The organism is Pseudoxanthomonas sp. 97-1-1 (assembly GCF_057773125.1).
The window spans coordinates 726,054-749,173 of sequence record NZ_JBYMTJ010000002.1 but is presented as its reverse complement, the minus strand read 5'-3'; the positions used below and the strand labels follow the sequence as shown (position 1 = coordinate 749,173).

At 63.8% G+C, this 23,120-nt stretch carries 18 protein-coding genes and 1 pseudogene; 7 read left to right on the top strand and 12 right to left on the bottom strand.

Translation table 11 applies throughout. From position 1 onward, the window contains the following. Positions 1-3 precede the first annotated feature (3 nt). The 4 genes from AC3DET_RS10700 to AC3DET_RS10685 form a co-directional block, all read right to left on the bottom strand. Positions 4-3,159: an efflux RND transporter permease subunit gene (locus tag AC3DET_RS10700; RefSeq protein ID WP_488391732.1), complete on the bottom strand. Its 3,156-nt coding sequence runs from the start codon at positions 3,157-3,159 to the stop codon at positions 4-6. 25 nt (positions 3,160-3,184) lie between these two features. Then, positions 3,185-4,447 (bottom strand): efflux RND transporter periplasmic adaptor subunit, encoded by a 1,263-nt coding sequence (locus AC3DET_RS10695; protein ID WP_488391575.1) that lies wholly within the window; start codon positions 4,445-4,447, stop codon positions 3,185-3,187. Further along, entirely contained in the window at positions 4,444-5,727 is a 1,284-nt protein-coding gene (locus tag AC3DET_RS10690; protein ID WP_488391574.1) for a TolC family protein, read from the bottom strand. Before AC3DET_RS10690 ends, AC3DET_RS10695 begins: the two co-directional genes overlap by 4 nt. 62 nt (positions 5,728-5,789) lie before the next feature. Next, positions 5,790-6,182, bottom strand: a complete 393-nt coding sequence (locus tag AC3DET_RS10685; protein ID WP_488391573.1) for a hypothetical protein — start codon at positions 6,180-6,182, stop codon at positions 5,790-5,792. Positions 6,183-6,395: 213 nt separating this feature from the next. On the opposite strand from AC3DET_RS10685, the gene AC3DET_RS10680 reads away from it, so the two are divergent. Beyond that, entirely contained in the window at positions 6,396-7,085 is a 690-nt protein-coding gene (locus AC3DET_RS10680) for a hypothetical protein (protein WP_488391572.1), read from the top strand. Between the two features lie 92 nt (positions 7,086-7,177). Here AC3DET_RS10680 and AC3DET_RS10675 read toward each other — a convergent pair whose 3' ends face one another. From AC3DET_RS10675 to AC3DET_RS10645, 7 genes are all read right to left on the bottom strand, one after another. Continuing rightward, positions 7,178-7,489: a hypothetical protein gene (locus tag AC3DET_RS10675; protein ID WP_488391571.1), complete on the bottom strand. Its 312-nt coding sequence runs from the start codon at positions 7,487-7,489 to the stop codon at positions 7,178-7,180. A gap of 108 nt (positions 7,490-7,597) precedes the next feature. Beyond that, positions 7,598-8,047 carry a hypothetical protein gene (locus tag AC3DET_RS10670; RefSeq protein WP_488391570.1) on the bottom strand — a complete coding sequence of 150 codons (450 nt, stop codon included), beginning with the start codon at positions 8,045-8,047 and terminating at the stop codon, positions 7,598-7,600. Positions 8,048-8,873: 826 nt separating this feature from the next. Beyond that, on the bottom strand, positions 8,874-11,132 hold the full coding sequence (locus tag AC3DET_RS10665; RefSeq protein ID WP_488391569.1) for an RHS repeat-associated core domain-containing protein: 2,259 nt from the start codon (positions 11,130-11,132) through the stop codon (positions 8,874-8,876). Positions 11,133-11,216: 84 nt separating this feature from the next. Beyond that, positions 11,217-13,157 carry a DUF6531 domain-containing protein gene (locus tag AC3DET_RS10660; RefSeq protein WP_488391568.1) on the bottom strand — a complete coding sequence of 647 codons (1,941 nt, stop codon included), beginning with the start codon at positions 13,155-13,157 and terminating at the stop codon, positions 11,217-11,219. Positions 13,158-13,485: 328 nt separating this feature from the next. Beyond that, on the bottom strand, positions 13,486-13,773 hold the full coding sequence (locus tag AC3DET_RS10655) for a hypothetical protein (protein WP_488391567.1): 288 nt from the start codon (positions 13,771-13,773) through the stop codon (positions 13,486-13,488). Positions 13,774-13,833: 60 nt separating this feature from the next. Beyond that, positions 13,834-14,133 (bottom strand): hypothetical protein, encoded by a 300-nt coding sequence (locus AC3DET_RS10650; protein ID WP_488391566.1) that lies wholly within the window; start codon positions 14,131-14,133, stop codon positions 13,834-13,836. A gap of 2 nt (positions 14,134-14,135) precedes the next feature. Beyond that, positions 14,136-14,474: a hypothetical protein gene (locus AC3DET_RS10645; RefSeq protein WP_488391565.1), complete on the bottom strand. Its 339-nt coding sequence runs from the start codon at positions 14,472-14,474 to the stop codon at positions 14,136-14,138. A gap of 1,087 nt (positions 14,475-15,561) precedes the next feature. Between AC3DET_RS10645 and AC3DET_RS10640 the strand changes: the two genes are divergently transcribed. Further along, positions 15,562-15,735: an EscU/YscU/HrcU family type III secretion system export apparatus switch protein gene (locus tag AC3DET_RS10640; RefSeq protein WP_488391731.1), complete on the top strand. Its 174-nt coding sequence runs from the start codon at positions 15,562-15,564 to the stop codon at positions 15,733-15,735. Between the two features lie 133 nt (positions 15,736-15,868). On the opposite strand, the gene AC3DET_RS10635 is transcribed toward AC3DET_RS10640, so the two are convergent. Beyond that, a complete protein-coding gene (locus AC3DET_RS10635) occupies positions 15,869-16,195 on the bottom strand; it encodes a hypothetical protein (RefSeq protein WP_488391564.1) in 327 nt (108 codons plus the stop codon). 277 nt (positions 16,196-16,472) lie between these two features. Here AC3DET_RS10635 and flhB point away from each other — a divergent pair, with 277 nt between their 5' ends. The 5 genes and pseudogenes from flhB (at position 16,473) to AC3DET_RS10610 (ending at position 23,044) form a co-directional block, all read left to right on the top strand. Continuing rightward, positions 16,473-17,603, top strand: a complete 1,131-nt coding sequence (gene flhB, locus AC3DET_RS10630) for a flagellar biosynthesis protein FlhB (RefSeq protein WP_337732110.1) — start codon at positions 16,473-16,475, stop codon at positions 17,601-17,603. Continuing rightward, positions 17,600-19,681, top strand: coding sequence for a flagellar biosynthesis protein FlhA (flhA, locus tag AC3DET_RS10625; protein WP_337732111.1), 2,082 nt, complete (start codon positions 17,600-17,602; stop codon positions 19,679-19,681). The genes flhB and flhA overlap by 4 nt, the downstream gene beginning before the upstream one ends. A gap of 48 nt (positions 19,682-19,729) precedes the next feature. Next, on the top strand, positions 19,730-21,427 hold the full coding sequence (flhF, locus tag AC3DET_RS10620; protein ID WP_446539615.1) for a flagellar biosynthesis GTPase FlhF: 1,698 nt from the start codon (positions 19,730-19,732) through the stop codon (positions 21,425-21,427). Positions 21,428-21,482: 55 nt separating this feature from the next. Further along, a pseudogene (locus tag AC3DET_RS10615) lies at positions 21,483-22,295 on the top strand (MinD/ParA family protein); the annotation flags it as partial. Beyond that, positions 22,292-23,044 (top strand): RNA polymerase sigma factor FliA, encoded by a 753-nt coding sequence (locus AC3DET_RS10610; RefSeq protein ID WP_192202664.1) that lies wholly within the window; start codon positions 22,292-22,294, stop codon positions 23,042-23,044. The pseudogene AC3DET_RS10615 and the gene AC3DET_RS10610, both read left to right, overlap by 4 nt. Positions 23,045-23,120: the final 76 nt, after the last annotated feature.

The following is a 23,120-nucleotide window of genomic DNA, read 5'->3' as shown; positions in this document are numbered from 1 at the left end:
CACTCATTGCCTGCTCCACCACCACCGGTAAAGCAGCGGCAGCACCAGCAACGTCAACAGCGTGGACGAGACGATGCCGCCGATCACCACCGTGGCCAGCGGACGCTGCACCTCCGATCCCGCCCCGACATTGAGCGCCATCGGCAGGAAGCCCAGCGATGCCACCAGTGCGGTCATCAGCACCGGACGCAGGCGGCCGAGCGCCCCTTCGACGACGGCGGTATCAAGCGGGCCGCCCTGCTCGCGCAGCTTGCGGATGAAGGCGATCATCACCAGCCCGTTCAACACCGCCACGCCCGACAGCGCGATGAAGCCGACGCCGGCCGAAATGGAGAGCGGCAAGCCGCGCAACGCCAGCGCCACGACGCCCCCGGTCAGCGCCAGCGGCACACCGGTGAACACGATGGCGGCGTCCTTGGCCGAACCGAACGCCCAGAACAGCAGCGCGAAGATGACCACCAGCGTCATCGGCACCACGAGGCCCAGCCGCCGGCTGGCCGAGATCAATTGCTCGAACGTGCCGCCGTACTCGACCCAGTAGCCGGCCGGCACCTCCACCCCGGCGCCGATCTTCTCCCGCAGCTCCGCCACGAAGCCGCCCAGGTCACGGCCGCGCACGTTCGCGGTCACCACCACGCGGCGCTTGCCGTTCTCGCGGTTGATCTGGTTCGGTCCCAGCGTGGTCTCGATCTTCGCGACCTCGCGCAGTGGCACGGTACGCGGCGTGCCGGAATCCCACGCAGCGGAGCGCGTGGATTCGTCCTCGTTGTCGCCGCGCCCCAGCGGGATGGGCAGGTCGTGCAGCGCGGACGGATCCTGGCGCAGCGCCTCCGGCAGGCGCACGACGATGTCGAAGCGGCGATCGCCTTCGAACAACTGCCCTGCCACTTCACCGCCCACCGCGGTCGCCACCGTGTGCTGCACGTCGCCGGGGTTCAGCCCGTAGCGGATCAGCGCCTGGCGGTCCGGCGTGATCGTCAGCAGTGGCAGTCCCGTCGCCTGTTCCAGTCGCACGTCGGCCGCGCCGTCGACGGTTTTCGCCACGCGTTCGATCTGCTCACCCAACTCCACCAGTGCATCCAGGTCATCGCCATAGACCTTGATGGCGACGTCCGCGCGCACGCCCGAGATCAGCTCGTTCATGCGCATCTGGATGGGCTGGGTGAACTCGTAGTTGTTGCCGGGAATCTGCTGGACGGCGCGTTCGATCTCCGCCACCAGCGTGGCCTTGGGCTTGCGCGGGTCGGGCCATTCGGCACGCGGCCTGAGCATGATGAACGTATCGGCGACCGAGGGCGGCATCGGATCGGTCGCCACTTCCGCCGTGCCAAGCTTGCCGAACACGCGGTGCACTTCCGGAAACTGCTTGATGCGTGCCTCCAGCGTCGCCTGCATGCGCACTGCCTGGTCCAGGCTGGTGCCGGGAATACGCATGGCGTGCATGGCGATGTCGCCTTCGTCCAGGCTGGGCACGAACTCGGTGCCCAGGCGCGTGGCGAGTACGCCGCACACCACGACCAGAGACGCCGCACCCGCGCCGACCAGCATGCGGCGGCGCAGCGTCCATGCGAGCGCCGGCGCATACGCACGCCGCGCCCATCGCATCAGGCGGGTCTCCTTCTCCTGCACGCGACCGCGCATGAACAACGCGACGGCCGCGGGCACGAAGGTCAGCGACAGCACCATCGCACCGGTCAGCGCCAGCACCACCGTGATCGCCATGGGATGGAACATCTTTCCCTCCACGCCGGTGAGGGCGAAGATCGGCAGATACACGGCAGTGATGATGCCCAGGCCGAACAGGCTGGGGCGGATGACCTCCGCCGTTGCCGAGGCGGTGGCATCGAGGCGCTCCTCCTCCGTCAGCAGGCGACCCAGCGCGTGCTGCAGGTCGCCGAAGCGGCGCAGGCAGTTCTCGATGATGATCACGGCGCCATCCACGATCAGGCCGAAGTCCAACGCACCCAGGCTCATCAGGTTGCCCGACACGCCGCCGCGCACCATGCCCGTCAGCGTGAACAGCATGGCCAGCGGAATCACCGCGGCGGTGATCAGCGCCGCGCGCACGTTGCCCAGCAGCAGGAACAGCACCACGATCACCAGCACCGCGCCTTCCACCAGGTTCTTCGCCACGGTGCGGATGGTGCGGTCCACCAGCGAGGTGCGGTCGTACATGGGTTCAGCGCGTACGCCCGCAGGCAGGCTGCGGTTGGCCTCGGCCAGCCGTGCGGCCACGGCGCGCGCCACGTCGCGGCTGTTGGCGCCGATCAGCATGAAGGTCGTTCCCAGCACGACTTCCTTGCCGTCCATCGTGGCCGCGCCGGTGCGCAGCTCCGGTCCCTCGCCCACCTGCGCCACGTCGCGCACACGGATGGGCACGCCTTCGCGGCGGTCCAGCACGATGTCGCGGATGCCGTCCAGGTCGGCCACCTGGCCCGGCGCACGCACCAGGAACTGCTGGCCGTTGCGCTCGATGTAGCCCGCGCCGACGTTCTGGTTGTTGCTCGCGACGGCCTCCACCACGTCGTGCAGGGTGAACCCCAGCGCGACCAGTCGTGCCGGATCCGGCGTGATGTGGATCTGCCGCGCGAAGCCGCCGATCGTGTTCACTTCGGTCACGCCCGGCACGTTGCGCAGTTGCGGCCGCACCACCCAGTCCTGCAGCGTGCGCAGGTCGGTGGCAGTGTACGGCGTGCCGTCGGCCTTCAGCGCATCGGGTTTTGCTTCCACCGTGTACATGAAGATCTCGCCCATGCCGGTGGCGATGGGTCCCATGCCGGGTTCCAGCCCGGCGGGGAGCTGCGACTTGGCCTGCTGGATGCGCTCGCCGACCTGCTGGCGGGCGAAGTAGAGGTCGGTGCCGTCCTTGAAGACCACGGTCACCTGCGACAGGCCATAGCGGGAAATCGAGCGCGTATGGTCCAGCCCCGGCAGGCCGGCGAGCGCAGTCTCGATGGGATAGGTCACGCGCTGTTCCGCTTCCAGCGGCGAGTAGCCGTCCACCTGCGTGTTGATCTGCACCTGCACGTTGGTGATGTCGGGCGTGACATCGATCGGCAGCCTGCTGAAACTCCAGGCGCCGACCACGACCAGCGCCAACGTCAGCGCCATCATCAGCAAGCGGTGCGCGATGGCGAAGCGCAGGATGCGTTCCAGCACGCCGTGCGATGCCGGAAGGGAGCGGTCAGTGGTCATGCGATGCCCCCGACTTCTCGATGTCGGCCTTCACCAGGTAACTCTGCTCCACCACCACCTGGTCGCCGGCGTTCAGGCCGGACAGCACTTCCACCTGTCGTGCATCACGCTTGCCGAGTTCGACGGGCCGCACTTCATACGTGTCGCCCACGCGCACGAACACCACCTCCCAGTCGCGGAATGTCTGCAGCGCGGCTACCGGCACCACCAGCGCGGCAGGCTGCTGCTCCACCGTGATGCGTGCCTTGACCGCGGAGCCGGGACGCCACAGTCCATCCGCGTTCTCCAGCGTGGCCCGGGCAACCGTACTCTGGCTGGCCGTGGCGGTGCCCGGCAGCACGCGTTCTAGCGTGGTCTGCACGGTGGCGCCGTCGCTCAGCCGGGTCACCGTCACCGGTACGCCGGGCACGATGTGCTGCGCATCCGCGCCGAAGATGTGCAGGTCCACCCACAAGGTGGACAGGTCCGCCACTTCGAACAACGTGGCGCCCTCGCCCACCACGCTGCCCACGCTCGCATGCCGCGCCAGCACGACGCCCGTGATCGGTGAGGTGACGGCATACGTGGTCAGGCTGAGATTGCTTTCCACGGTGGCCATCGTCTGGCCGGCCTGCACGCGGTCGCCCACGTTGGCGGCCAGTCGGCGGATGGGGCCGGGGAAGCGTGCGGCGATGTTGGCCACGCGTCCTTCGACCGGCGTCAGCAGTCCCTGCACTTCATGCTCGTCGGCGATGGTGCCGGCCTGTGCCGGTGCCACGCGGATGCCGGATTCATCGGCGATCTTCGCGGCGATGGTGGTGCGGCCTTCGTAGCTGTCGTAGGTCCAGCGCAACGTGCGTCCCTCGATCTTCGCAACCACCTCGACGTCGAAGGAATGCGGTTCGTCCACTACGGTCTTCGCCAGCAGGCTGCCGTCCGGTTGCGGTGTCAGCGCATGCGTTTCGCGCACGCCGCCCAGGCGGATGAGGCGGACTTCCACGCTGCCCGCGCTTGCGGGCAAGGGCGTGCCGTCACGGTAGAGCCAGGCCTGGTACCTGGGGGGCGTGCCGGTTTCAGCGATCGCCAGCTCGACGGTGAAACCGTCCTGGCTCAGCAATCGGCCACCGTGTCCACCCCGTGCGGCATCGGCGGCGGCGTGTTCGCCGCCTTCTTCGTGGCCGTGGTCGTCCGTGGACGCGCTGTCGGCCGCGCCGCCGCAGCCTGCCAGCATCAGGGAGAGCGCGAGCGCGCGCAGGAGGGGGTGCAGGGTCATGGCGTGCTTCCCTGTTCGGCAGTTGCGGTCCCGGCCACGAGGGCCTGGCCGGTGAGGCGTTGGAGTTCGATCAGCGCGCGGTGTGCTTCGAGCGCTGCCTCGAGTTGCTGGCGGCGGGTCGACGTGGTGTCGGACTGCAACTGCGCCCACTCCAGGTAGCTGATGGCGCCGGCCCGGTAGGCACGCTCGGCCGCCTGTTCGGCGCGCACCAGGCGCGGCAGCACGTCGTCGCGCATGCGCTGCACTTCGAGCTGCGAAACGCGAAAGCGGCCGTGGGCGTCGGTGAGCGTCGAGTACAGCGCGATGTCACGCGATTCGCGCTCGATGTCCAGCGCCGCCAGGTCGGCTTCCGCAGCCCTCGCCTCGAGGCCGGCACGGCGCGCGCTTCCCAACGGCAGCGACACACTGCCGACCAGTGCCGTGTCACCGCTTTCCTGCAGCCGGCGCACGCCGACCTGCCAATCGAGGTCTGCCGTCCCGCTGCTGCGTGCCAGGCGCAGGCGTGCCTCGCGCAGGCGGCGCTCGTCGGCGAACTGGGCAAGTTCCGGCGTGCCTTGCAGCAGCGCGGCCAGGGCCTGCGTGTCTTCGATGGCGGGCAGCGCCAGAGGATCGCCTGGCGCCACTGCGAACCCGGGATCGCGCTCGCCCCACAACGCGGCCAGGTGCTGGCGCGCGGCGTCCTGCTGCTGCTTCGCACGTGCCGCCGCCATCTCTGCACGCGCCAGTGCGGCCTGCGCGGTGAGGAGCACCGACTCCGGGGACGCGCCCGCCTGCAGCCGCTGTCGCGCGGCCGCCACGGTGCGGCGGCGCTGCGCGATGTCCTGTTCGGCGATCTCGTGTTGCGCGTGCGCGGCGGTGACGGCCAGATAGCGGCGCGCCACCTCCGCCAGCAGGTCAAGGCGTTGCGCTTCGCGCTGCACGGCCAGGGCATCGATGCGTGCCTGTGCCAGCGTGCGGCGGGCATCCAGCTTGCCGCCCCGTTCCAGCACGCCGGCCAATGTCAGCGTGAGTTCGGCCCCGGAAAAACCACGGGCGTCGCCCGTGCCCAGCATGTTCTCAAGCTGCATGCCGGCGCTCAACGGCGGGCGCAGGATCGCGGCATCGCGCTCGGCGAGCAGTGCGTCGGTGCGGGCGCCGAACAGGCGCAGGTCGGGATGGACACGGGCAACGCGCGCGATGGCGTCGTCCAGCGTCAGGGATTCAACAGCGGGCGATGGCGCCTGTGCATGCACGCACGGCGCGATCGCGAAGGCGGCCAATGCCGCCAGTCGCAACCACATGGGAATTCTCCGGAAAGTCGGTGATGGAGCGCGGGCGACAGGACGCCAGCCCGGCATGGACATCACGCGCTGATCGGAGGACGCAGCAGGGAGGTGGCCGGCGCGCGTGGCACCGCCATCGTGGCCGCGACGGGCGCGGCGGAAAGCAGCTTCATGGCTGGCACGCGCATCGCCGCGGGCACGATGGCGGTCAGGTGGCCGCAGCAGTGGCTGGCGTGCATCAGGGCGTGCAGAAGATCCCCCTCGCCCGCCTCCCCATCCGCGTGACCATGGTCGTTGCCTGCGGATTCACCCGCATGTTCGCTGACCGCATGCAGGTGGTCGCCGCCGCTGCCCAACTCGTGCAGGTCGCCCAGCGAGGCCAGTACCGGGTTCGCCAGCACGGCCAGCAACAGCACCGCCAGCGCGGGCAGGCGCAACAGGAAGCGGCATTGGCGGAGGACGCGGAACAGCATGGGCACATGCTAGCCGCGCAACGCGCCGTTAGACAATTCCCCTGAGCTGAGAGCGCTGAGATGCAGTCCATCTGTCGCCGCGTGTCGGCGTGTTCGTGGTTCAGGCTGGAGGCATGCGTTTCTTCGCCAGACTCGACTACACTTTGGCCAAGATGCAGACACCGGCGACGGCAGACATCCACACCAGGACGAACCGAAGACAAGGATATCCCGTTGGCAACGCTTCCCCTCAACCACGATGCCAGACACGATCGGTATTGGGCCGGCGGCGTATCGGCGGGTCTGCATCTCTTGGCGCTGCTATGGACGCTGACCGCCGCGTCCACTCTGTCGGAGGGCTCTTCCGCGCGCGACACAACCTCCGGCCAGCTCTCCATGACCTTCTTGGGCGAGGACGAATTCCGGCAACCTTTGGTGATCGCCAAGACGACCCCGCAAGCGGAGAGGCCGGACCTGATCCCCGTCGAGCCGCTATCGGACACGTCCCCCAACCCGCAGGCGCCTACGGCGGTGGCCGTGGCCGAGTCCCCGGAAGTTCCTTCATCCGCGCCCTCGCCGCCAACGGCCACAATGACTGCGCCGAACGGCGGTGAGGCCGGCATGCCTGTAGAGCGTGTTGAGAGCCCGCTGCCCGCCTTTCCTCCGTATGGGCGCGAGCACGACTATCTGATGGCCTTGCGCGAAGCCATCCGTGCCCAGTGGGCGCCCGGCACGGGACCGTGCTCGATCACCATCCAGCAGACGGTCGGCGGCCGCGTCGTCGCGGCCGTGTCAGAATCCTGCGCCATGGGCGTAAGCGCCAAACAAGCCCTGGAAGCTGCGGCCTTATCAGCCCAGCCGCTCCCTTACGCTGGCTTCGAGCGCGTGTTCCGCGAGCGCGTGACGCTTAGTATGGGTATGTAAGGCCAGCCGGGGCCAGTTGCAGGCCCCTGCATAAGGCGTCGACAAAAGCTGTGATGCGGCTCCGCATCATCAGCACACCCCATTTGCCAGCCTTAGAAGTCTTGGTAGACGTACTGGATGGTTTGATTGACCGCGGGGTCACAAGTTTCGCCAATTGCGACTCGCACCGGCTGCTTGGTAACGGCGGCACTGAGCAACATGGCGTACCAAGCCTTACCTGAGTCATTCGCGAGTGAGAAGTAGAAGTAGGTGTTCGTCTTGCACGTTCCGCTCAGCCTGAAGTAAACACCCGTCGAGTTCGGATAGATTCGTGTCACCTTGCCAACAAGGTGCTCTGCCGACTGGACTGCGATCGGCACCCCCATCAATAGCACTAGCATCGACGCGCTCAGTAGATGCTTCATAAACCGCCCTCCTTGAGCCATAAGAACCTTACCCCCATACAGACCAAACGGCGCGCAAAGATCCCGACTGCTCATCGAAATACGCGCTCGCTACAACGCTCTTGCCGCCTACTGTCCACCAATATCAAGGAACGAAATCCCACATGCCCCACCCCGCACCGGGAGCGTGTCATCGAGATTGATGCTGACCCGGGTCTTGGAGGCGAGCGCCTGATACGCCGCGGCGACCATATGCGTATTCTTGGCGTCGATATACGCTCGCGAACTGTCGGTACATAAAGCTCCGCCGGGCAAATTAAGTGACGTCGTGAACCACAATTCGACGGTGTTGTCGTGTGTTGTCCCTTGATAATCGCCAACCACGCGAATCTTGCTGATCGTGAGGCTATAGCGCTGGATCTCGGTCGCGATGGCCGTAGACCCTGCAGCGAGAAACGTTAGCACGCCAAACGCCAGTCCAACTTTCCGGAGTTGAAACTCGATCATCCCACCCTCCCATTCGAACAAAATGGTTTCGCTAGTGCGTTTCCCACCAATTCGGAAAAGCAAGATACTCATGGAACCCCATGCACAGGAAACCTTGACATAAAGTTCTACTTATGGGACGCCTACAGGGCGGGGGCGCTTCGGCACAACTACTTGATTAAGCGCCTGGAAGCGAGCACTTCGTAGATGAATGCAATCATTGGGCGCGCCAGTCGCAATCAGCTATATATAAGCTCCGCAACTCAGCCAAGCATAGCGCACCTGGTGATTACATCAGTCAGAGTCTCGAAAGTCACACATACCCCAGAGCTTAGTACACAACCAAGAAATATGTAGAGACTCAATGCAACTGAATATATCAAGGAACATCGTAGCCAGTGCAATTTTGGAATGCAGAATTATTCACTTCTGACGTGAACGAAAATAAGGTCCCGTCCAACACTGCAACGCGGCGGAACCCAGATTCACCAATCGCGGCAAAATGGATGTGCCATTCTGCTGATGTAGAGAATAGCAACAAGATACTCAGGCGCCCTATCTGAGATTCGGACCACCGGTTGCCGACTCTAGTCGCAATGAAGGAGTCACAAAGTTCCACAACCCCATGACTCTCATGAACCGATAGGCCGAGACACTCGTAAAAGGCCGCGACCTCCCCCTCTCTAGGAAATGTTGAATTGTCAATGCTGACCAGCAGCCTCTCCTCATTAAGAAGATAGCGTGCGATATGCCAAAAATCTACGTACGCACCTTGCAACTCTCCGGCAGGCCTCCAAATGCATGGCTGCGTAGTAAAGCGTGCTGCGACCGCAGATATATCGCCCCAATCACCTATCCGCATCCCATGAGCATGCAAAAGTGTGTCGAGCTCTTTCTTACTGGATAGGGAGAACATCACTCAAGTCGACGGAGGCGGAGGAGGCGCCTTGGGAAAATATAGATGGCAAATGAAGCATATCAGAGGTGCGCCAGAACTAGGGGTTGGAATTTTGGGCAAGGGAATCTTGTGTGCTTCACCTGGTGATATTGGAGTTCCTTTCAGGTCAAATCGTTGCCAGCCCTTCTGGCCCGGTTGATTAGTCTTCCAATAGCCTTGACTTCCTGGGGGACCTCCCTTCCCTTCAGGAGGCACGAACTGACATTGAGCTCGTCCGCCCTTTCCGTCCGCGGGGCTAGGCCCCAAAAATTGTCCCGGTCTGTTTGCATCGTGCGGCGTCCAAGGTCCTCCCGGCACGACTCCATTTGGATTTGGGATTGAGTTTAGGCCATTTGGATCCACGAAAGACACAGGATCTGAGTTCGCGTAGGCATAGGTATTGACGCCCCCGGACAATCCAATCGGATCACTCTGTAGATAGCGCCCTACCTTAGCATCGTAATCGCGGAAGCCGTTCGACCACAGGTCGCTCTCTTCATCGTAGTATTGCCCCGGGAAGCCCAGATTCAAACCACCAATTAGATCTAGAGTCGCATTGCGATCGAAAGCGTAGTTCTGCGCCCTCCAGATCGTTACTGCATTCCCATTCGTCACTACCTCTGGCCGACCGAGGTGGTCCGTGTGCACATACTTCACACCTCCGTGCCCCAGCATAATCGGATAGTCCTCGTACCAGGCGACGATGCTGCCACTGCTAGGGGTTACCAGGCCGACCAGTTCTTTACCAAACCAGAGGTAGCTCTTCCAGCCGCTGGCTCCGTGCTCGGCCAACAATTGTGTCTCCCCACCGTACACATAGCGAGTCTGCTCACCAGTCCGCGTCTTGGCAACACGTTGGTCACCTGCATTGACAATGTAGGTAGTCTCGCCAGCCTGCAACGTCCGGCAGGAACCGTAGGGCTCGCAGACCTGTGCCACCTGTGAACGACCGACCAGCTTCAATCGGTTGAACGCGTCATACTGGAAGCCTGTGGTCACCGAACCGGTGATGTCTTGGATGCGATTCCCCCGTAGATCATACACATACTGGTGGTGGCGAGCCGCGTTCGACGTGCCCAAGATTGCCATCAGCCTGTTGCTTTGGGCATCTATAGCGTGCGCCTCCACTTCGCCGTTCCAGCCGTGCCGGGTCCGATTTCCGTTGGCGTCGTAAGCATCAATCAAGTCATGACCGCTCTGCCCGCTGATCGAGTCCGACCGAAGTCTTCCTATCGCGTCATAGCTGTATTGCTGGCCGACCGGGAGGCCGCCGCCGTTGGAGATGCTGTTGATGCGGTCGGCCGCGTCAAAACCATAGGTCAGACTCTGGGCGACGGTGTCGACGTTAGTCGCACTAACACCAAACAGGCGGCCGTCCCTGTCGAAGTTGTAGCGCCGCTCCAGTCCGTTGCCGTATGTCCAAGATTCGGGCCCACCAAACGGCCGGTACCGGACGTTGCTGACGACGGGATATGTTGTGCCATCAACCACCGCACTGATGGCGGTGAGCCGCCCCAACGTATAGCCATAACCAAGATTGACACCACTTGGATAGGTCACCCCGCTTATCCGACCCAGCGTGTCGTACTGATAATGGGTGACGTCTTCAGCGGCCGGAATCGCGTCGGAGCGCGTGAGCAGGCGGCCATCGGCACTGTAGGTGAATTTGGTCACAGCCTGCGTGGCACCCGATGCGGCGACGCGCTGCTCACACAGGAAGCCCGCGCCGCACGTATCGTAAACAAAGCTGCGCTCATCCACGCCGCCGGCCGCCCTGGTGATACGCCCAAGCGCATCGTACTGGTAGCTGATCGAACTGCCGTCGTTACGGACGATCTGCTCTGGCAAGCCATCGGCTCGGTAGGTGAAAGTTGTGCGCCCGGTATCTGGGCTAACCAGTTCCAGGAGCCTGCCGAACCCGTCGTAGCGCGATGTTGTGACCAATCCCCGGGGATCTTCAACGCGGGTCAACCGATCACCCGCGTCATAGCCGAGCCTGGTTATTCCGCCCTGTGGGTCTGTAGAGGTTGCCACCCTCCCGAGAGCATCGTAGCTGAGCCGCGTCGTCTCGTTGTTTCCATTTGTCCGCTCGATGACGCGGCCTTCGGCGTCGTACGCGATCCTGGACAGCTGCCGACCACTATCGCCTTTCACGGCAATGACCCGCCCCAATTCGTCGTATTCATAAGTCGTCACTTGGGTGACGGTCAAGGCCGAGGCCAAGATGATGCTACTGAACATGGATCCTTCCCCTTGAAAGGTATCTGCCTGAACTCCGATGCATGCAAGCTGGCACGATTCTCGAGCTTCCAACAATCGACCACATCAGTTGTCGCGGCCTATCTCGACCTTGATTGGATTGGACATGGCGTCATAGGTGTACCGCTTGACAGAATACCCACCACCAGGCTCGGTCAGATCCTCTTGTATCAAGCGCCGTGCTGAATCGTAATGATAGAGGGAAGTGTTGCCGTCGCTGGTGCTTTTTGCCTCCAACAGCCCACTGGCGCCATAGACGTAGCGGACCTCCACCGGACTACCGGCCGGGAATGTCCGTTCCGCAACAACTCGGCCTCTGGCATCGTAGTCATACTCAACCACCGCTCCGCTGGGGCTGATGATGCGACCAGGCTGCCCCAATGCGTTGTAATTCCCGTAAGTCGTAACCTGATTGCCTGCGTTGGTCACTGTTATCAGGTCGCCACTGGTGCTGTAGGTCCTCGTCACGTCATCCGCTGTCAGCGGCGCGTCCACTCGCGCTGATGCGAGGACACCATTACTGTGATGGGTGTAATGATAGGTGGTGGTACGCACTTGTCCGGTAACCAAATCCCGGACCACTACCGACGCGAATCGGCCGTGGTTAGCGTAGCTGAAGCTGGTTTCGCTCAGTCCTGCCACTGTCTCCCTGATCTTACGGTTTTTGGCGTCATCCCAGGCGTAGGTGATCGTACGAGCAAGTGGAGTTTCATAAGCTTCTGTTTGGGCAAGCAACTGGCCTTTGGTGTTGTACGTGAGAGCAGTCTTGTTGCCACTGGCATCCGTCACCACCTCCGGGTAGCCGGTGGTGGCGTTATAGGTCGTACTCACGATGGTTCCAGGACAGTTAGCGCTGGCTAATCCTGAAACCAAGTAGATTTTTCCATTCTTGTATGCGTTCTTTGTGGTTCGTCCCAATGGATTCACATAAGTCGTAACGGTGATGCCGGCGCCGCCGCCGCCGGGCGCTCCGCTCATATCTTCATATGTGAACTTCCAGGTCTCGACGCCATTATGCGTTGTCTGGATAGCAGCCGGACGAGTTCCGGCGCCATAGGTGAATGTCGAGTAGCGGGCGCCGTTGAACGACTTTCCCGTCAGTGCAGAGGGGTCGACAGCCAACTCGTAGTGGTAGGTGGTCGTAGCATTGGCTTGGGACGCAGAAGCCAAGCGGTGGAGCCCGGTGCCGAACTGGTTGGCGGTATAGGTATAGCTATAGGAAGTTCCCGCCGGGTCGCGCGCAGTGGTCAGTTGGTTACCTGTCCAAATGAACTCGACATATCGCCCTGATGTATGAGTTACACGAACGGGATAGGTGAGGTTCGTGTATGCGAATGTCCAGCCAACACCTTGCGCATTCTCCACCGATTTTATGTAGCCCGAGGAAGAATAAGTTTCGATCTGATTTCCTTCGCCATACAGTACGAAATCTCCGTTCGTCTGCCTGACGATCTTCGATACGGGGCCATCCTTGACTTCGTAAAAGATACCGTCGGCCGCATTCAACTCATGCCACCTCACGCTGCCGTCTGGACGCAATGCGTAGATTTTCGTGTTGGCGCCGACACCGCAGGTGCCACCACCGGGTCTTGGATAGCAAGCGTCAGTCGATTGCGTGCTTCCGAACGCAAGCTTGAAATCAAAATTGCTGATCCAGTTTTTTCCGAAGATCCCAATCCCAGGCCAATAGTGATTGTAAACGCGCTGCAAGTGTAGTCCCGCCTCACCGTCGGCGACGAAATCCACCTCGCGCTCGATTTTGTTTCCGTTGAGAAGCACGACGGGATTCCCCGCCACCTCGGGATTTCCCGCCGCATCACTGCAGTCACTGGGCACCACGGACGATATCGCCCCGGAAGGCACCTGCTGGCTAGGGATGAAATAGTAGCCGGGGCCAATGGTTCCGAAATTGGATGCAAGGGAGAGGGGTGAGACGCGGCCATACATGTCGTTATTAAAACCATCCAGCACCGGCGGCCTAACTCCCGTTACCACCACCGGATCCATCGTACTTGGGTCTGCTTGATCTTCCGCGGCTTGAGTGGCAGGCGACAGCGCCGCTGCCGCAAACAAGAATGCAACAACGATACTTGATGATCCGAGCGATCGTCGGCTGGATGGGCAAGAATCACTCCCGTCTCTGATTGCGCGCCTCAGCAACCAGATCAGATCATCCTCTCGCTTGACGAGACATTGCGTCAGCGTCGCTGGGGCGATTCCGCCCGAGTCATTCCCACGTCCCTTGAATCGAATTGATAGCACTTGTTTACTCCCTAGACGCTATTAATTTCCCACGCACAAACGGCGCACCACGCCCTAACTTCAATTCCGATAATCAGCGAGCGATAATTCGATGCACGCGATGAGCAGGCATGCCACCAACAGTCACCGAGGCCGCGTGGCAATGGATGTCAGCCTTGCGACCGGTGCTGTACAGGGTCGTCACTAACGCGATCGCGTTCTTCTCACCGGCCGGCAGATAGCAGTACGTCTGTGGCGCCACCTCGAAGAGCACGTCGGCATTGTCTTGCCACTGGACAATGGCAGTGACACGTGCCGACATGAAGACGACCCAAGTGTCCGCCACAGCACTTGATGCACAGAACATCACCAGCGCACCCATCAACCACGCCTTCCGCTTCATACTCACCCCCTCGCTAGTACTGATCTACCGCACGGAAATTCATTTCAGATAGATCTCCGTGATGTCACAAGCCTGATAGCGAACATCCACCTTGCGCCCACCCACAAGCGCCGTCGTCAGCAGCGTGAGGAGTGCTTTTCCCCCGGGCCTGGACTCATCGAAGCTCGGCGTTGACGCGCATCCCGGCAGTGCTATCGAGAACCAAACGAAGTGGCCTGGTGAGTGCTGATAGGCTCCGATCTGCACCACTTTGATGTTGCTGATGAACTGCTGCTCAGCGCCAACATTGGCAGCTGAAAGCAAAAGTATCGCAATCAGCAACGCACGGACCATCTTCATGATCAGTCCTTCAGCACGTGGAGATACTGGCCTGTACATGTGGTGTCCCCACTGTTGATGTACAGGGTTATCCGCTTGCCGGAACTCATAGCGGACAACAACGCGGCGTAGACGGCGCGATTGTTATCAGGACCCTTGTTCCAGGTGAGCCAGGACCCCAATGGACACGATGGGAAGGGCTTGTCTATCTGGAACGACACGACATTCGGCATGTAGGTCGGCTCCACCAGCGTCACCCGCGCCGTTACGACCTCAGCGGCATGTGCACTCCTCCACACCAACAGTCCCAACACCCCTACTGCCACCGCCGCAATAACTAACGCCTTGTTGAGCATGATCATCGTCCTTCATCGACCAGGTAATTGGAAAAGCGCTTCTCTAAGACGTCATCAGTTAGCCAGTACGTACAAGGACTGCAGCTTGGTACCCCAGCCAGTGCACCCAGTTGCATTGGAAACTTCGAGGATGACCCGCTTGCCAGTGGTAAGCGCAGTGAGTGCCGCGGCGTACATTCCCTTACCTCCTGGCTCATCCGTCATGATGACGAAAGCTGAAGTGCTACAGAGCTGACCTGAAGACACATGGATGTAGACCGAGTGGCTATTCGCATACGGCCTGACTTGCATGATCTTGACTGTAGCGGGCGAAGACGGCTCTGCACTGACTGCACCGATCAGTAGCATCAATCCGCACAGACCGATGAGTCCGCCGATTCGAAACGCTTCTCGTCGCATGTATTGCTCCATTTTCCTGAGGGAATACTAAGTAGACGCCGTCGCGACTATCGCGGGCCTCACGTCCATTCGGACGTTCGCGCAGCTGCGAGCCGCAACGGGCTCTCCGCTCCAAGCCAAACTCGTTCGCATGCCTACTCCCTGCGGCTTCTATCCAATCTTGCGCTTAAGACGCATGCGCCTGGCACGATTTGCGTCTTGGATCCCCGAGCGCCACTGATGGCGCACTTCATTTATCCGAATCACGCAACTGAATGTCAAGGCTCTCACCCGCTTGTCTGTACTGCTATCGCTATCGACTCACTTTTGAGTCGAGCCGCAACCACGCATCACGAATCGCAAGCCTCGAATGATCAGCCACTTAGGGGACAAGAAGAGATTTTCGAGCAGAAAGTGACGGGGTCATCTACATGCATTTACTTGGCGCACTGAAGGGCGACATGGGAGCGATTGCGCAACTCCAATGCTTCCATCCGCGTACTCGCTGCAGTAGACGTTGGCATGCCGTTGAAATGGGCCGCGGCAGGGCCTAGCGCCCCCATCCGTCTTGACCAGTTCGTAGCGAGCATCTGCGGGCTCGGTGTGCCCCGATAGCAATGCATGTCTGGAGCATTTTGGAACAGGTCGTGCAATGTCCCTTGCCTCGTCGGAAACGCACCATGCCTGAGCAGGACGAAAGCGGCGAACACACTGAATACTCACCGAGAAACGCCTTCGCGAAGCCTGTGAGCAGGGCACCATCCCGCGCTCACGCCAGCTGGTGACGGCGGCGGTGTTCTGGATGGGCGTGCTGACGATCATCGGCATGGCTCCCTGTCTCGCGCGCAACGCTCTGGGCGGGATAAAGATCGCGCTGAAGCTCGATTAGGACCACGATCACGCCAGTGCTAGGCCTCATCAGCGCCGTAGCGCTCATACTGCTGAGCCATCAGTGTAGTGCTGAACGCCTTCATCCGGGCCAAAGCGAGCCCAGCCCTGTAACTGGCAACGCTGCGTACGACCTAGTAGCCGACCACGATACGCTCTACCGCCTCGCGATCGCCCCAGTGGCGACAATCGTTAGTGCCATACACCGTAATGGGCTTATTCAAGCTGGCCGCAGAGAGCAGCAACGCGTAAGTAGCTCGTCCTGTCTCAGTATCGAGTTTGATTGTCCAGTCGTTTCCGGCCGTCGAACAGGCGGGCTTGCTCGAGTGGATCTGAGTGGCAAATATGACCACATCGCCCGGCAGGGGCGAAATGTGAACTACCTTTCCATTGCCCGTTCCAGCAAACGCCAGACCCGTCATGCCTGCCAATAGCGATACTGCTAGTGCGATCTTAATCATTGATGCCTTCCATGAAGTGTGAAATGTCGGTGACGCACACGTTCGCTCGCGCGTCCTCTCGAGCTGAGTGACTTTAACGCTAGCCGCTTGAGGGCTACAAGAAGCTTCGCGCGAAGTCATCGCTATGCAGAACGCGCCGTCGTCCCACACCAATTACTATCATCACGAAGCGGGGTCGCATCGGTTGCGCCCGCGGATTTCTTCAGCAGCAGACCGCGCCGGCGCTGGTTTGGAACACGTCTTGCAGTGACCTACCCGACCCCGTCGGAAACGCGCCATGTCTGAGCAGGACGAAAGCGGCGAACGCACAGAACTTCCTACCGAAAAACGACGCCGCGAAGCCCGCGAGCAGGGCAACATCCCGCGTTCGCGCGAGCTGGCGACGGCGGCTGTCTTCGGGGCCGGCGTGCTGGCGATCATCGCGATGGGCCCGGGCCTGGCACGCGACACGCTCGGCTGGATGAAGATCGCGCTGACGCCCGACCCCGCGCTGATGCGCCAGCCGGACCAGCTGTTCGGGCATGTCGGCCTGCTGCTGCTGAAGCTGCTGGCGGTGGTCGCGCCGGTGGCCGGCATCTGCGTGCTGGCCGGCCTGGCCGCACCGATCGCGATGAGCGGCTTCCAGTTCTCGCAGAAGGCGCTGATGCCGGATTTCAAGCGGCTCAGCCCCGCTGCCGGCCTCAAGCGGCTGTATGGCGCCGAGAGCGTGGCCGAGCTGCTGAAGTCGCTGCTGCGCGTGGCCCTGATCGGCGGCGCGGCGGCGATCTGCGTGAAGCTGGGCCTGAACCCGCTGCGGGAACTGCTGACCATGCCGCTGGAACAGGCCGTGCGCAGCGGCCTGAGTTTCACCAGTACCCTGCTGCTGGCGACCACCGGCGGCCTGATCCTGCTGGCCGCCATCGACGCGCCGTACCAGAAATGGAACTGGCTGCGGAAACTGAAGATGACGCGCCAGCAACTCCGCGAAGAGATGAAGGAAAGCGAGGGCAGCCCCGAGGTCAAGGGCCGCATCCGCCAGATGCAGCACCAGCTGTCGCAGCGCCGGATGATGGAAGACGTGCCCACCGCCGACGTGATCGTGGTCAATCCGACCCATTACGCGGTGGCGCTGAAATACCAGGCCGGTCAGATGGGCGCACCCACGGTGGTCGCCAAGGGCGTGGACGAACTGGCCATGCGGATCCGCGAAGTGGCCGATGCCCACCGCATCGCCATCGTCTCGGCGCCCCCTTTGGCACGCGCCTTGTATCGCGAAGGTCAACTTGGCCGGGAAATCCCCGTGAGACTCTACGCCGCCGTCGCCCAGATCCTGTCCTACGTGTACCAGCTGCGTGCCTGGCGCGTGGGCGAGGCCCCGCTGCCCGACCTGCCCGCGGTGGACGTGGATGAGCACGGGGGCAAGGCATGAGTGCGCAACCCGTCGGCGGCATGCGCTGGATGGAGATGCTGAAGAACGGCCTCGGCGCACCCCTGGTCGTGCTGGCACTGCTGGCCATGATCGTGGTGCCGCTGGCACCGCCGGTGCTGGATGCGCTCTTCAGCTTCAACATCGCCATCTCGCTGGTGGTGCTGCTGGCCGTGGTGTACGTGAAGCGGCCACTCGACTTCACCATCTTCCCGATCATCCTGCTGATGACCACGATGCTGCGGCTGGCGCTGAACGTGGCGTCCACCCGCGTGATCCTGCTCAATGGCCAGAACGGCCATGACGCCGCAGGCAAGGTCATCGCCGCGTTCGGCGAATTCGTGGTGGGCGGCAACTACGCGGTCGGCATCGTCGTGTTCGCCATCCTGACCATCATCAACTTCGTGGTGATCACCAAGGGCGCGGGGCGCATCTCGGAAGTGTCGGCGCGCTTCATCCTGGACGCGATGCCCGGCAAGCAGATGGCCATCGACGCCGACCTCAATGCCGGCATCCTGACCCGCGAGGAAGCCAAGGCCCGCCGCGAGGAAGTGCGCGAGGAAGCCGATTTCTACGGCGCGATGGACGGTGCCAACAAGTTCATCCGCGGCGACGCCATCGCCGGCATCCTGATCCTGTTCATCAACCTGGTCGGCGGCTTTGCCGTGGGCATGTTCCAGCACGGCATGGCGGCGGCGGACGCGGCCTCCACCTACACCCTGCTGTCGATCGGCGACGGCCTGGTCGCGCAGCTGCCTGCGTTGCTGGTGTCGTCTTCGGTCGCCATGCTGGTGACGCGCGCCTCGCGCTCGCAGGACATGGGCCAGGCGGTGATGGGCCAGGCCTTCGGCCAGCACAAGGCGCTGGCGGTGTCGGCGGGCGTACTGGGCCTGGTCGGGCTGGTGCCCGGCATGCCCAACGTCGCCTTTTTGACGCTCGCGGCCGGCCTGGGCTACCTGGCCTGGAAAATGTGGAAGCGGACCCAGGAAAGCCCCGAGGCCGCTGCCGGCGACCTGGCGGCCCTGCCTGCACCCGGAGCCCCCGACCGCAATGCCGAACTGACCTGGGACGAGCTGCGCCCGGTCGACCCACTTGGCCTGGAAGTCGGCTACCGGCTGATCCCGCTGGTCGACAAGAACCAGGGCGGCGAACTGATGTCGCGGATCAAGGCCGTGCGCCGCAAGCTGACCCAGGACCTCGGCTTCCTGGTGCCGCCGGTACACATCCGCGACAACCTCGAACTGCCGTCCAACGGCTACCGCCTGCTGGTGCATGGCGTGCCGGTGGCGTCGGCCGAGATCCATCCCGACCGCGAGCTGGCCCTCGATCCGGGCGGCGCGTTCGGCGCCATCGACGGCATCCCCGGCAAGGACCCGGCGTTCGGGCTGGACGCGGTGTGGATCCAGTCGCACCAGAAAGCCACCGCCGAATCGCTGGGCTATACGGTGGTCGATCCGGCCACCGTGATGGCCACCCACCTCTCGCATCTGGTACGCGAACACGCGCCGGAGCTGCTGGGCCACGAGGAAGTGCAGCAGCTGCTGTCCCAGCTGGGCCGCAGCGCGCCGAAGCTGGTCGAGGACCTCACCCCGAAGGCGCTGCCGCTGGCCACGGTGGTGCGCGTGCTGCAGAACCTGCTGATCGAGCGCGTGCCGATCCGCCAGCTGCGCCGCATCGTCGAGGCGCTGGTCGAGTTCGCCCCGCAGAACGCCGATCCGGCCGCACTGACCGCTGCGGTACGCACCTCGCTGGGCCGGTTCATCGTGCAGGAAATCTCCGGCATGGCGCCGGAACTGCCCGTCTATACCTTGGCGCCGAATCTGGAACGCGTCTTGCAGGACAGTACCCAGGGAACCGGCGCGGCGCTGGAACCGGGACTGGCGGAACGCCTGCACCAGAGCCTCGCCGACGTGGTGAACAAGCAGGAAGCCCGCAGCGAGCCTGCGGTGGTGCTGGTACCGGGTTCGGTCCGCGCCGCCCTCGCCCGCCTGGTCCGCCACAGCGTCCCCTCGCTGTCGGTGCTGGCCTACAGCGAGGTTCCCGAGGACAAGCGGTTGAAGCTGGTCGGCACGATCAGCTGAGACCGGAAGCAGCAGAACCCGACGCGACATCGAACCGGATAGCACGCCATGAAAATCAAACGCTTCGTCGCCCCCGACATGCGCACCGCCTTCGCGATGGTCCGGCAGGAACACGGCCCGGACGCGGTGATCCTGTCCAACCGGGTGACCGAGGATGGCATCGAGATCGTTGCTGCCAGCAATTACGACGAAGCGCTGGTGCAGCGCACGCTGGAAGCGATGCGCCCGGCCACGCCCCCTGCGCCGCTGCATCCGCTGCTCGACCCGGCGCCGCAGGCACCGACCGCGAACGCTCCGGCCCTGTCACCGGCCGAAGCCGCCGCCAGCTACTTCGCCCGCCGCCAGCCGGCCGTCCCCGCTGCACCGCGTGCCGGGACCGCCAAGCCGGCCGTCGCCGCACCTGCGTCGATCGCACCGCCGGCAGCACCCGTCGCAGCGCCACGCGCGCCGGTGGCCGCCACGCCCGCGCCGATCACCGGCGAGATTCCGGCGCCGGTCGTCCGCGACATCGCGCCGCTGCTGATCGAACCCGAATCCTTCGCCGCCAAGCTGGCCGCCTGCCTGCCGGCCGCTCCCGCCAACGAGCCGGTCGCCGCGAGCGAACCCGCTGCACCGCCGCGCCGTCAGCCCGCGCCGCGCGCCGACGCCGATGACACGCTCGACCTGGATGCGCTGCTGCCCTCGATCGCGCCGCCGGTGTCGCTGCCGGAACCCGAGCCTGCGCCGGTCGTCGCGCTGCACGCCACGCGTGCACCGGTGATCGCACCGGTACCGGCGCCCGCTGCCGTCACCGTACCGACGCTGACCGTCGTCACCGACAACGCCACGCACGCCCGCGAGAGCGACGAGCAGCTGGTGCAGATGCGCGGCGAACTGTCCGCCATGCGCGAGATGATCGAGCGCGAGATGCACCGCCTCACCGACGAACGCCTGCGCGGTTCGCCGGTGCGGATGCAGGCGATGGAACTGATGGAAGACTACGGCTTCGACGCCGGCATCACCCGCGACATCGCCCTGCAGATTCCCGCCGACACCGAATTGCACCGCGGCCGTGGCCTGATGCTGGGCCTGCTGTCGAAGAAGCTGCCGGTGGTCGACACCGACCTGCTGGAAACCGGCGGCGTCATCGCGCTGGTGGGCCCCACCGGCGCGGGCAAGACCACCACCATCGCCAAGCTCGCCGCCTGCTTCGCGCAGCGCTACAACGCACGCGACGTGGCGCTGATCACCACCGACACCGTGCGGGTCGGCGGTCGCGAGCAACTGCACGGCTACGGCCGCCAGCTCGGCATCGCCGTGCACGAGGCCGACAGCGCGCAGGCCCTCGCACTGCTGCTGGAGCGCCTGCGCGACTACAAGCTGGTACTGATCGATACCGCCGGCCTGGGCCAGCGCGACCGCAACCTGGTGGGCCAGCTCAACTGGCTGCGCGCATCGGGCCAGGTGAAGACCCTGCTGTGCCTGCCGGCCAACTCGCACTTCTCCGACCTGGACGAGGTCGTCCGCCGCTTCAGCAGCGTGCAGCCGCAAGGCGTGGTGCTGACCAAGCTGGACGAGACAGGCCGCCTGGGCAGCGCCCTGTCGGTGGTCGTGGACCACCAGCTGCCGATGACCTGGGTAACCGACGGCCAGCGCGTTCCCCACGATCTCCACCGCGCCAACAGCGCCCACCTCGTGCTGCGGCTGGACCAGCTGCGCCGCGAAGCCGACGAACCCTGCTCGACCGAGGCCACCCATGTCGCCTGACCACCTGCTGCAGACCAATCCCCGCAGCACGCCGCCGGCCGCCGGCGCATTCCATCCCGTGCGCGTCATCGCCATCACCGGTGGCAAGGGCGGCGTGGGCAAGACCAACGTGTCGGTCAACCTGGCCGTGTCGCTGGCCGAAATGGGCAAGCGCACGCTGCTGATGGACGCCGACCTGGGCCTGGCCAACGTGGACGTGCTGCTCGGGTTGTCGCCGAAGTTCACCCTCGCCGACCTGGTCGCAGGACGTTGCGGACTGGAAGACGTACTGCTGGAAGGCCCCGAGGGCGTGCTGGTGGTTCCCGCCTCGTCGGGTTTCCGCCACATGGCCGAACTGGCGCCGGCCGAGCACGTGGGCCTGGTCAACGTGTTCTCCGAACTGCAGCGGGCGCTGGATTTCATGGTGGTCGACACCGCCGCCGGCATCACCGACAGCGTGCTGACCTTCTGCCAGGCCGCGCAGGACACCGTGGTGGTGGTCTGCGACGAGCCGGCCTCGATCACCGACGCCTACGCGCTGATCAAGGTGCTGGCGCGCGAGCGCGGCCTGGACCGCGTGCACGTCATCGCCAATATGGTCCGCGACCCCAACGAGGGCCGGAAGCTGTATGAAAAACTCGCCCGCGTCTGCGAGCGTTTCCTCGGCGATGTCGCCCTGCACTACCTCGGCGCGGTGCCGCAGGACGACTGGCTGCGCCGTGCGGTGCAGCGCCAGCAGCCCGTCGTGAAAGCCTATCCGGGCAGCCCGTCGGCCCGCGCCATCGCCGAGATCGCGCGCATGACGGCACGCTGGCAGCCGCCTCTGGGAGCGCGCGGCAACGTCGAGTTCTTCGTCGAACGCCTGATCCAGCGGGGAGTCGCCGCATGAACACCGCCGCCGCCCAATACCGCGCCGTACAGCGCAGCAGTGCGAACGATTTCGTCACCCAGCACGCCGACCTGGTCCGCCGCATCGCCCATCACCTGGCCGCGCGCCTGCCGGCCAGCGTGGAGATCGACGACCTGGTGCAGGCCGGCATGATCGGCCTGCTGGAAGCCTCGCGCAGCTACGATGCCGAGCAGGGCGCCTCGTTCGAGACCTACGCCTCCATCCGCATCCGCGGGTCGATGATCGACGAGATCCGCCGCGGCGACTGGGTACCGCGCTCGGTCCACCGTCGCGCCCGCCAGGCGGCCGCCACCGTGCGCGAGATCGAACAGCGCACCGGCCGTGCCGCCATCGCCACCGAAGTGGCGAGTGCGATGGAAATGCCGCTGCCCGAGTACCTGCGCCTGATGGAAGATGCCGCGCGTGGCCAGGTGCTGAGCCTGGAATCGCACATCGACGACCATGGCGAACCCAACACCGCGCGTACCGGCGGCCCCTCGCCGCAGCAGCACCTGGAGCGCAGCGAGTTCCGCCAGCAACTGGTCAAGGCCATCGGCCACCTGCCCGAACGGGAGCAGCTGGTGCTGTCCATGTACTACGAGCAGGAGCTCAACCTGAAGGAGATCGGCGCCGTCCTCGGCGTCAGCGAGTCGCGCGTCTGCCAGATCCACGGCCAGGCCATGGTGCGGCTGCGCGGACGCCTGCAGGTGTTCGAGAAGGCCGACGCCGGCCTGGAAGACAACGACTGAAGAATCCCCACGGCCTGCCGATAAGGCTCCGGTAGGCCGCCGCGTGCAGCCCCTGCCTTGCCGTCGCCCCTGACCG

Excerpts from the sequence above, each read along its gene's own strand:
- AC3DET_RS10695 (WP_488391575.1), bottom strand. The coding sequence starts at position 4,447 with ATGACCCTGCACCCCCTCCTGCGCGCGCTCGCGCTCTCCCTGATGCTG.
- AC3DET_RS10690 (WP_488391574.1), bottom strand. The coding sequence starts at position 5,727 with ATGTGGTTGCGACTGGCGGCATTGGCCGCCTTCGCGATCGCGCCGTGC.
- AC3DET_RS10685 (WP_488391573.1), bottom strand. The coding sequence starts at position 6,182 with ATGCTGTTCCGCGTCCTCCGCCAATGCCGCTTCCTGTTGCGCCTGCCC.
- AC3DET_RS10675 (WP_488391571.1), bottom strand. The coding sequence starts at position 7,489 with ATGAAGCATCTACTGAGCGCGTCGATGCTAGTGCTATTGATGGGGGTG.
- AC3DET_RS10670 (WP_488391570.1), bottom strand. The coding sequence starts at position 8,047 with ATGAGTATCTTGCTTTTCCGAATTGGTGGGAAACGCACTAGCGAAACC.
- AC3DET_RS10665 (WP_488391569.1), bottom strand. The coding sequence starts at position 11,132 with ATGTTCAGTAGCATCATCTTGGCCTCGGCCTTGACCGTCACCCAAGTG.
- AC3DET_RS10660 (WP_488391568.1), bottom strand. The coding sequence starts at position 13,157 with ATGGATCCGGTGGTGGTAACGGGAGTTAGGCCGCCGGTGCTGGATGGT.
- AC3DET_RS10655 (WP_488391567.1), bottom strand. The coding sequence starts at position 13,773 with ATGGGTGCGCTGGTGATGTTCTGTGCATCAAGTGCTGTGGCGGACACT.
- AC3DET_RS10650 (WP_488391566.1), bottom strand. The coding sequence starts at position 14,133 with ATGAAGATGGTCCGTGCGTTGCTGATTGCGATACTTTTGCTTTCAGCT.
- AC3DET_RS10645 (WP_488391565.1), bottom strand. The coding sequence starts at position 14,474 with ATGATCATGCTCAACAAGGCGTTAGTTATTGCGGCGGTGGCAGTAGGG.
- AC3DET_RS10635 (WP_488391564.1), bottom strand. The coding sequence starts at position 16,195 with ATGATTAAGATCGCACTAGCAGTATCGCTATTGGCAGGCATGACGGGT.
- flhB (WP_337732110.1), top strand. The coding sequence starts at position 16,473 with ATGTCTGAGCAGGACGAAAGCGGCGAACGCACAGAACTTCCTACCGAA.
- flhA (WP_337732111.1), top strand. The coding sequence starts at position 17,600 with ATGAGTGCGCAACCCGTCGGCGGCATGCGCTGGATGGAGATGCTGAAG.
- flhF (WP_446539615.1), top strand. The coding sequence starts at position 19,730 with ATGAAAATCAAACGCTTCGTCGCCCCCGACATGCGCACCGCCTTCGCG.
- AC3DET_RS10610 (WP_192202664.1), top strand. The coding sequence starts at position 22,292 with ATGAACACCGCCGCCGCCCAATACCGCGCCGTACAGCGCAGCAGTGCG.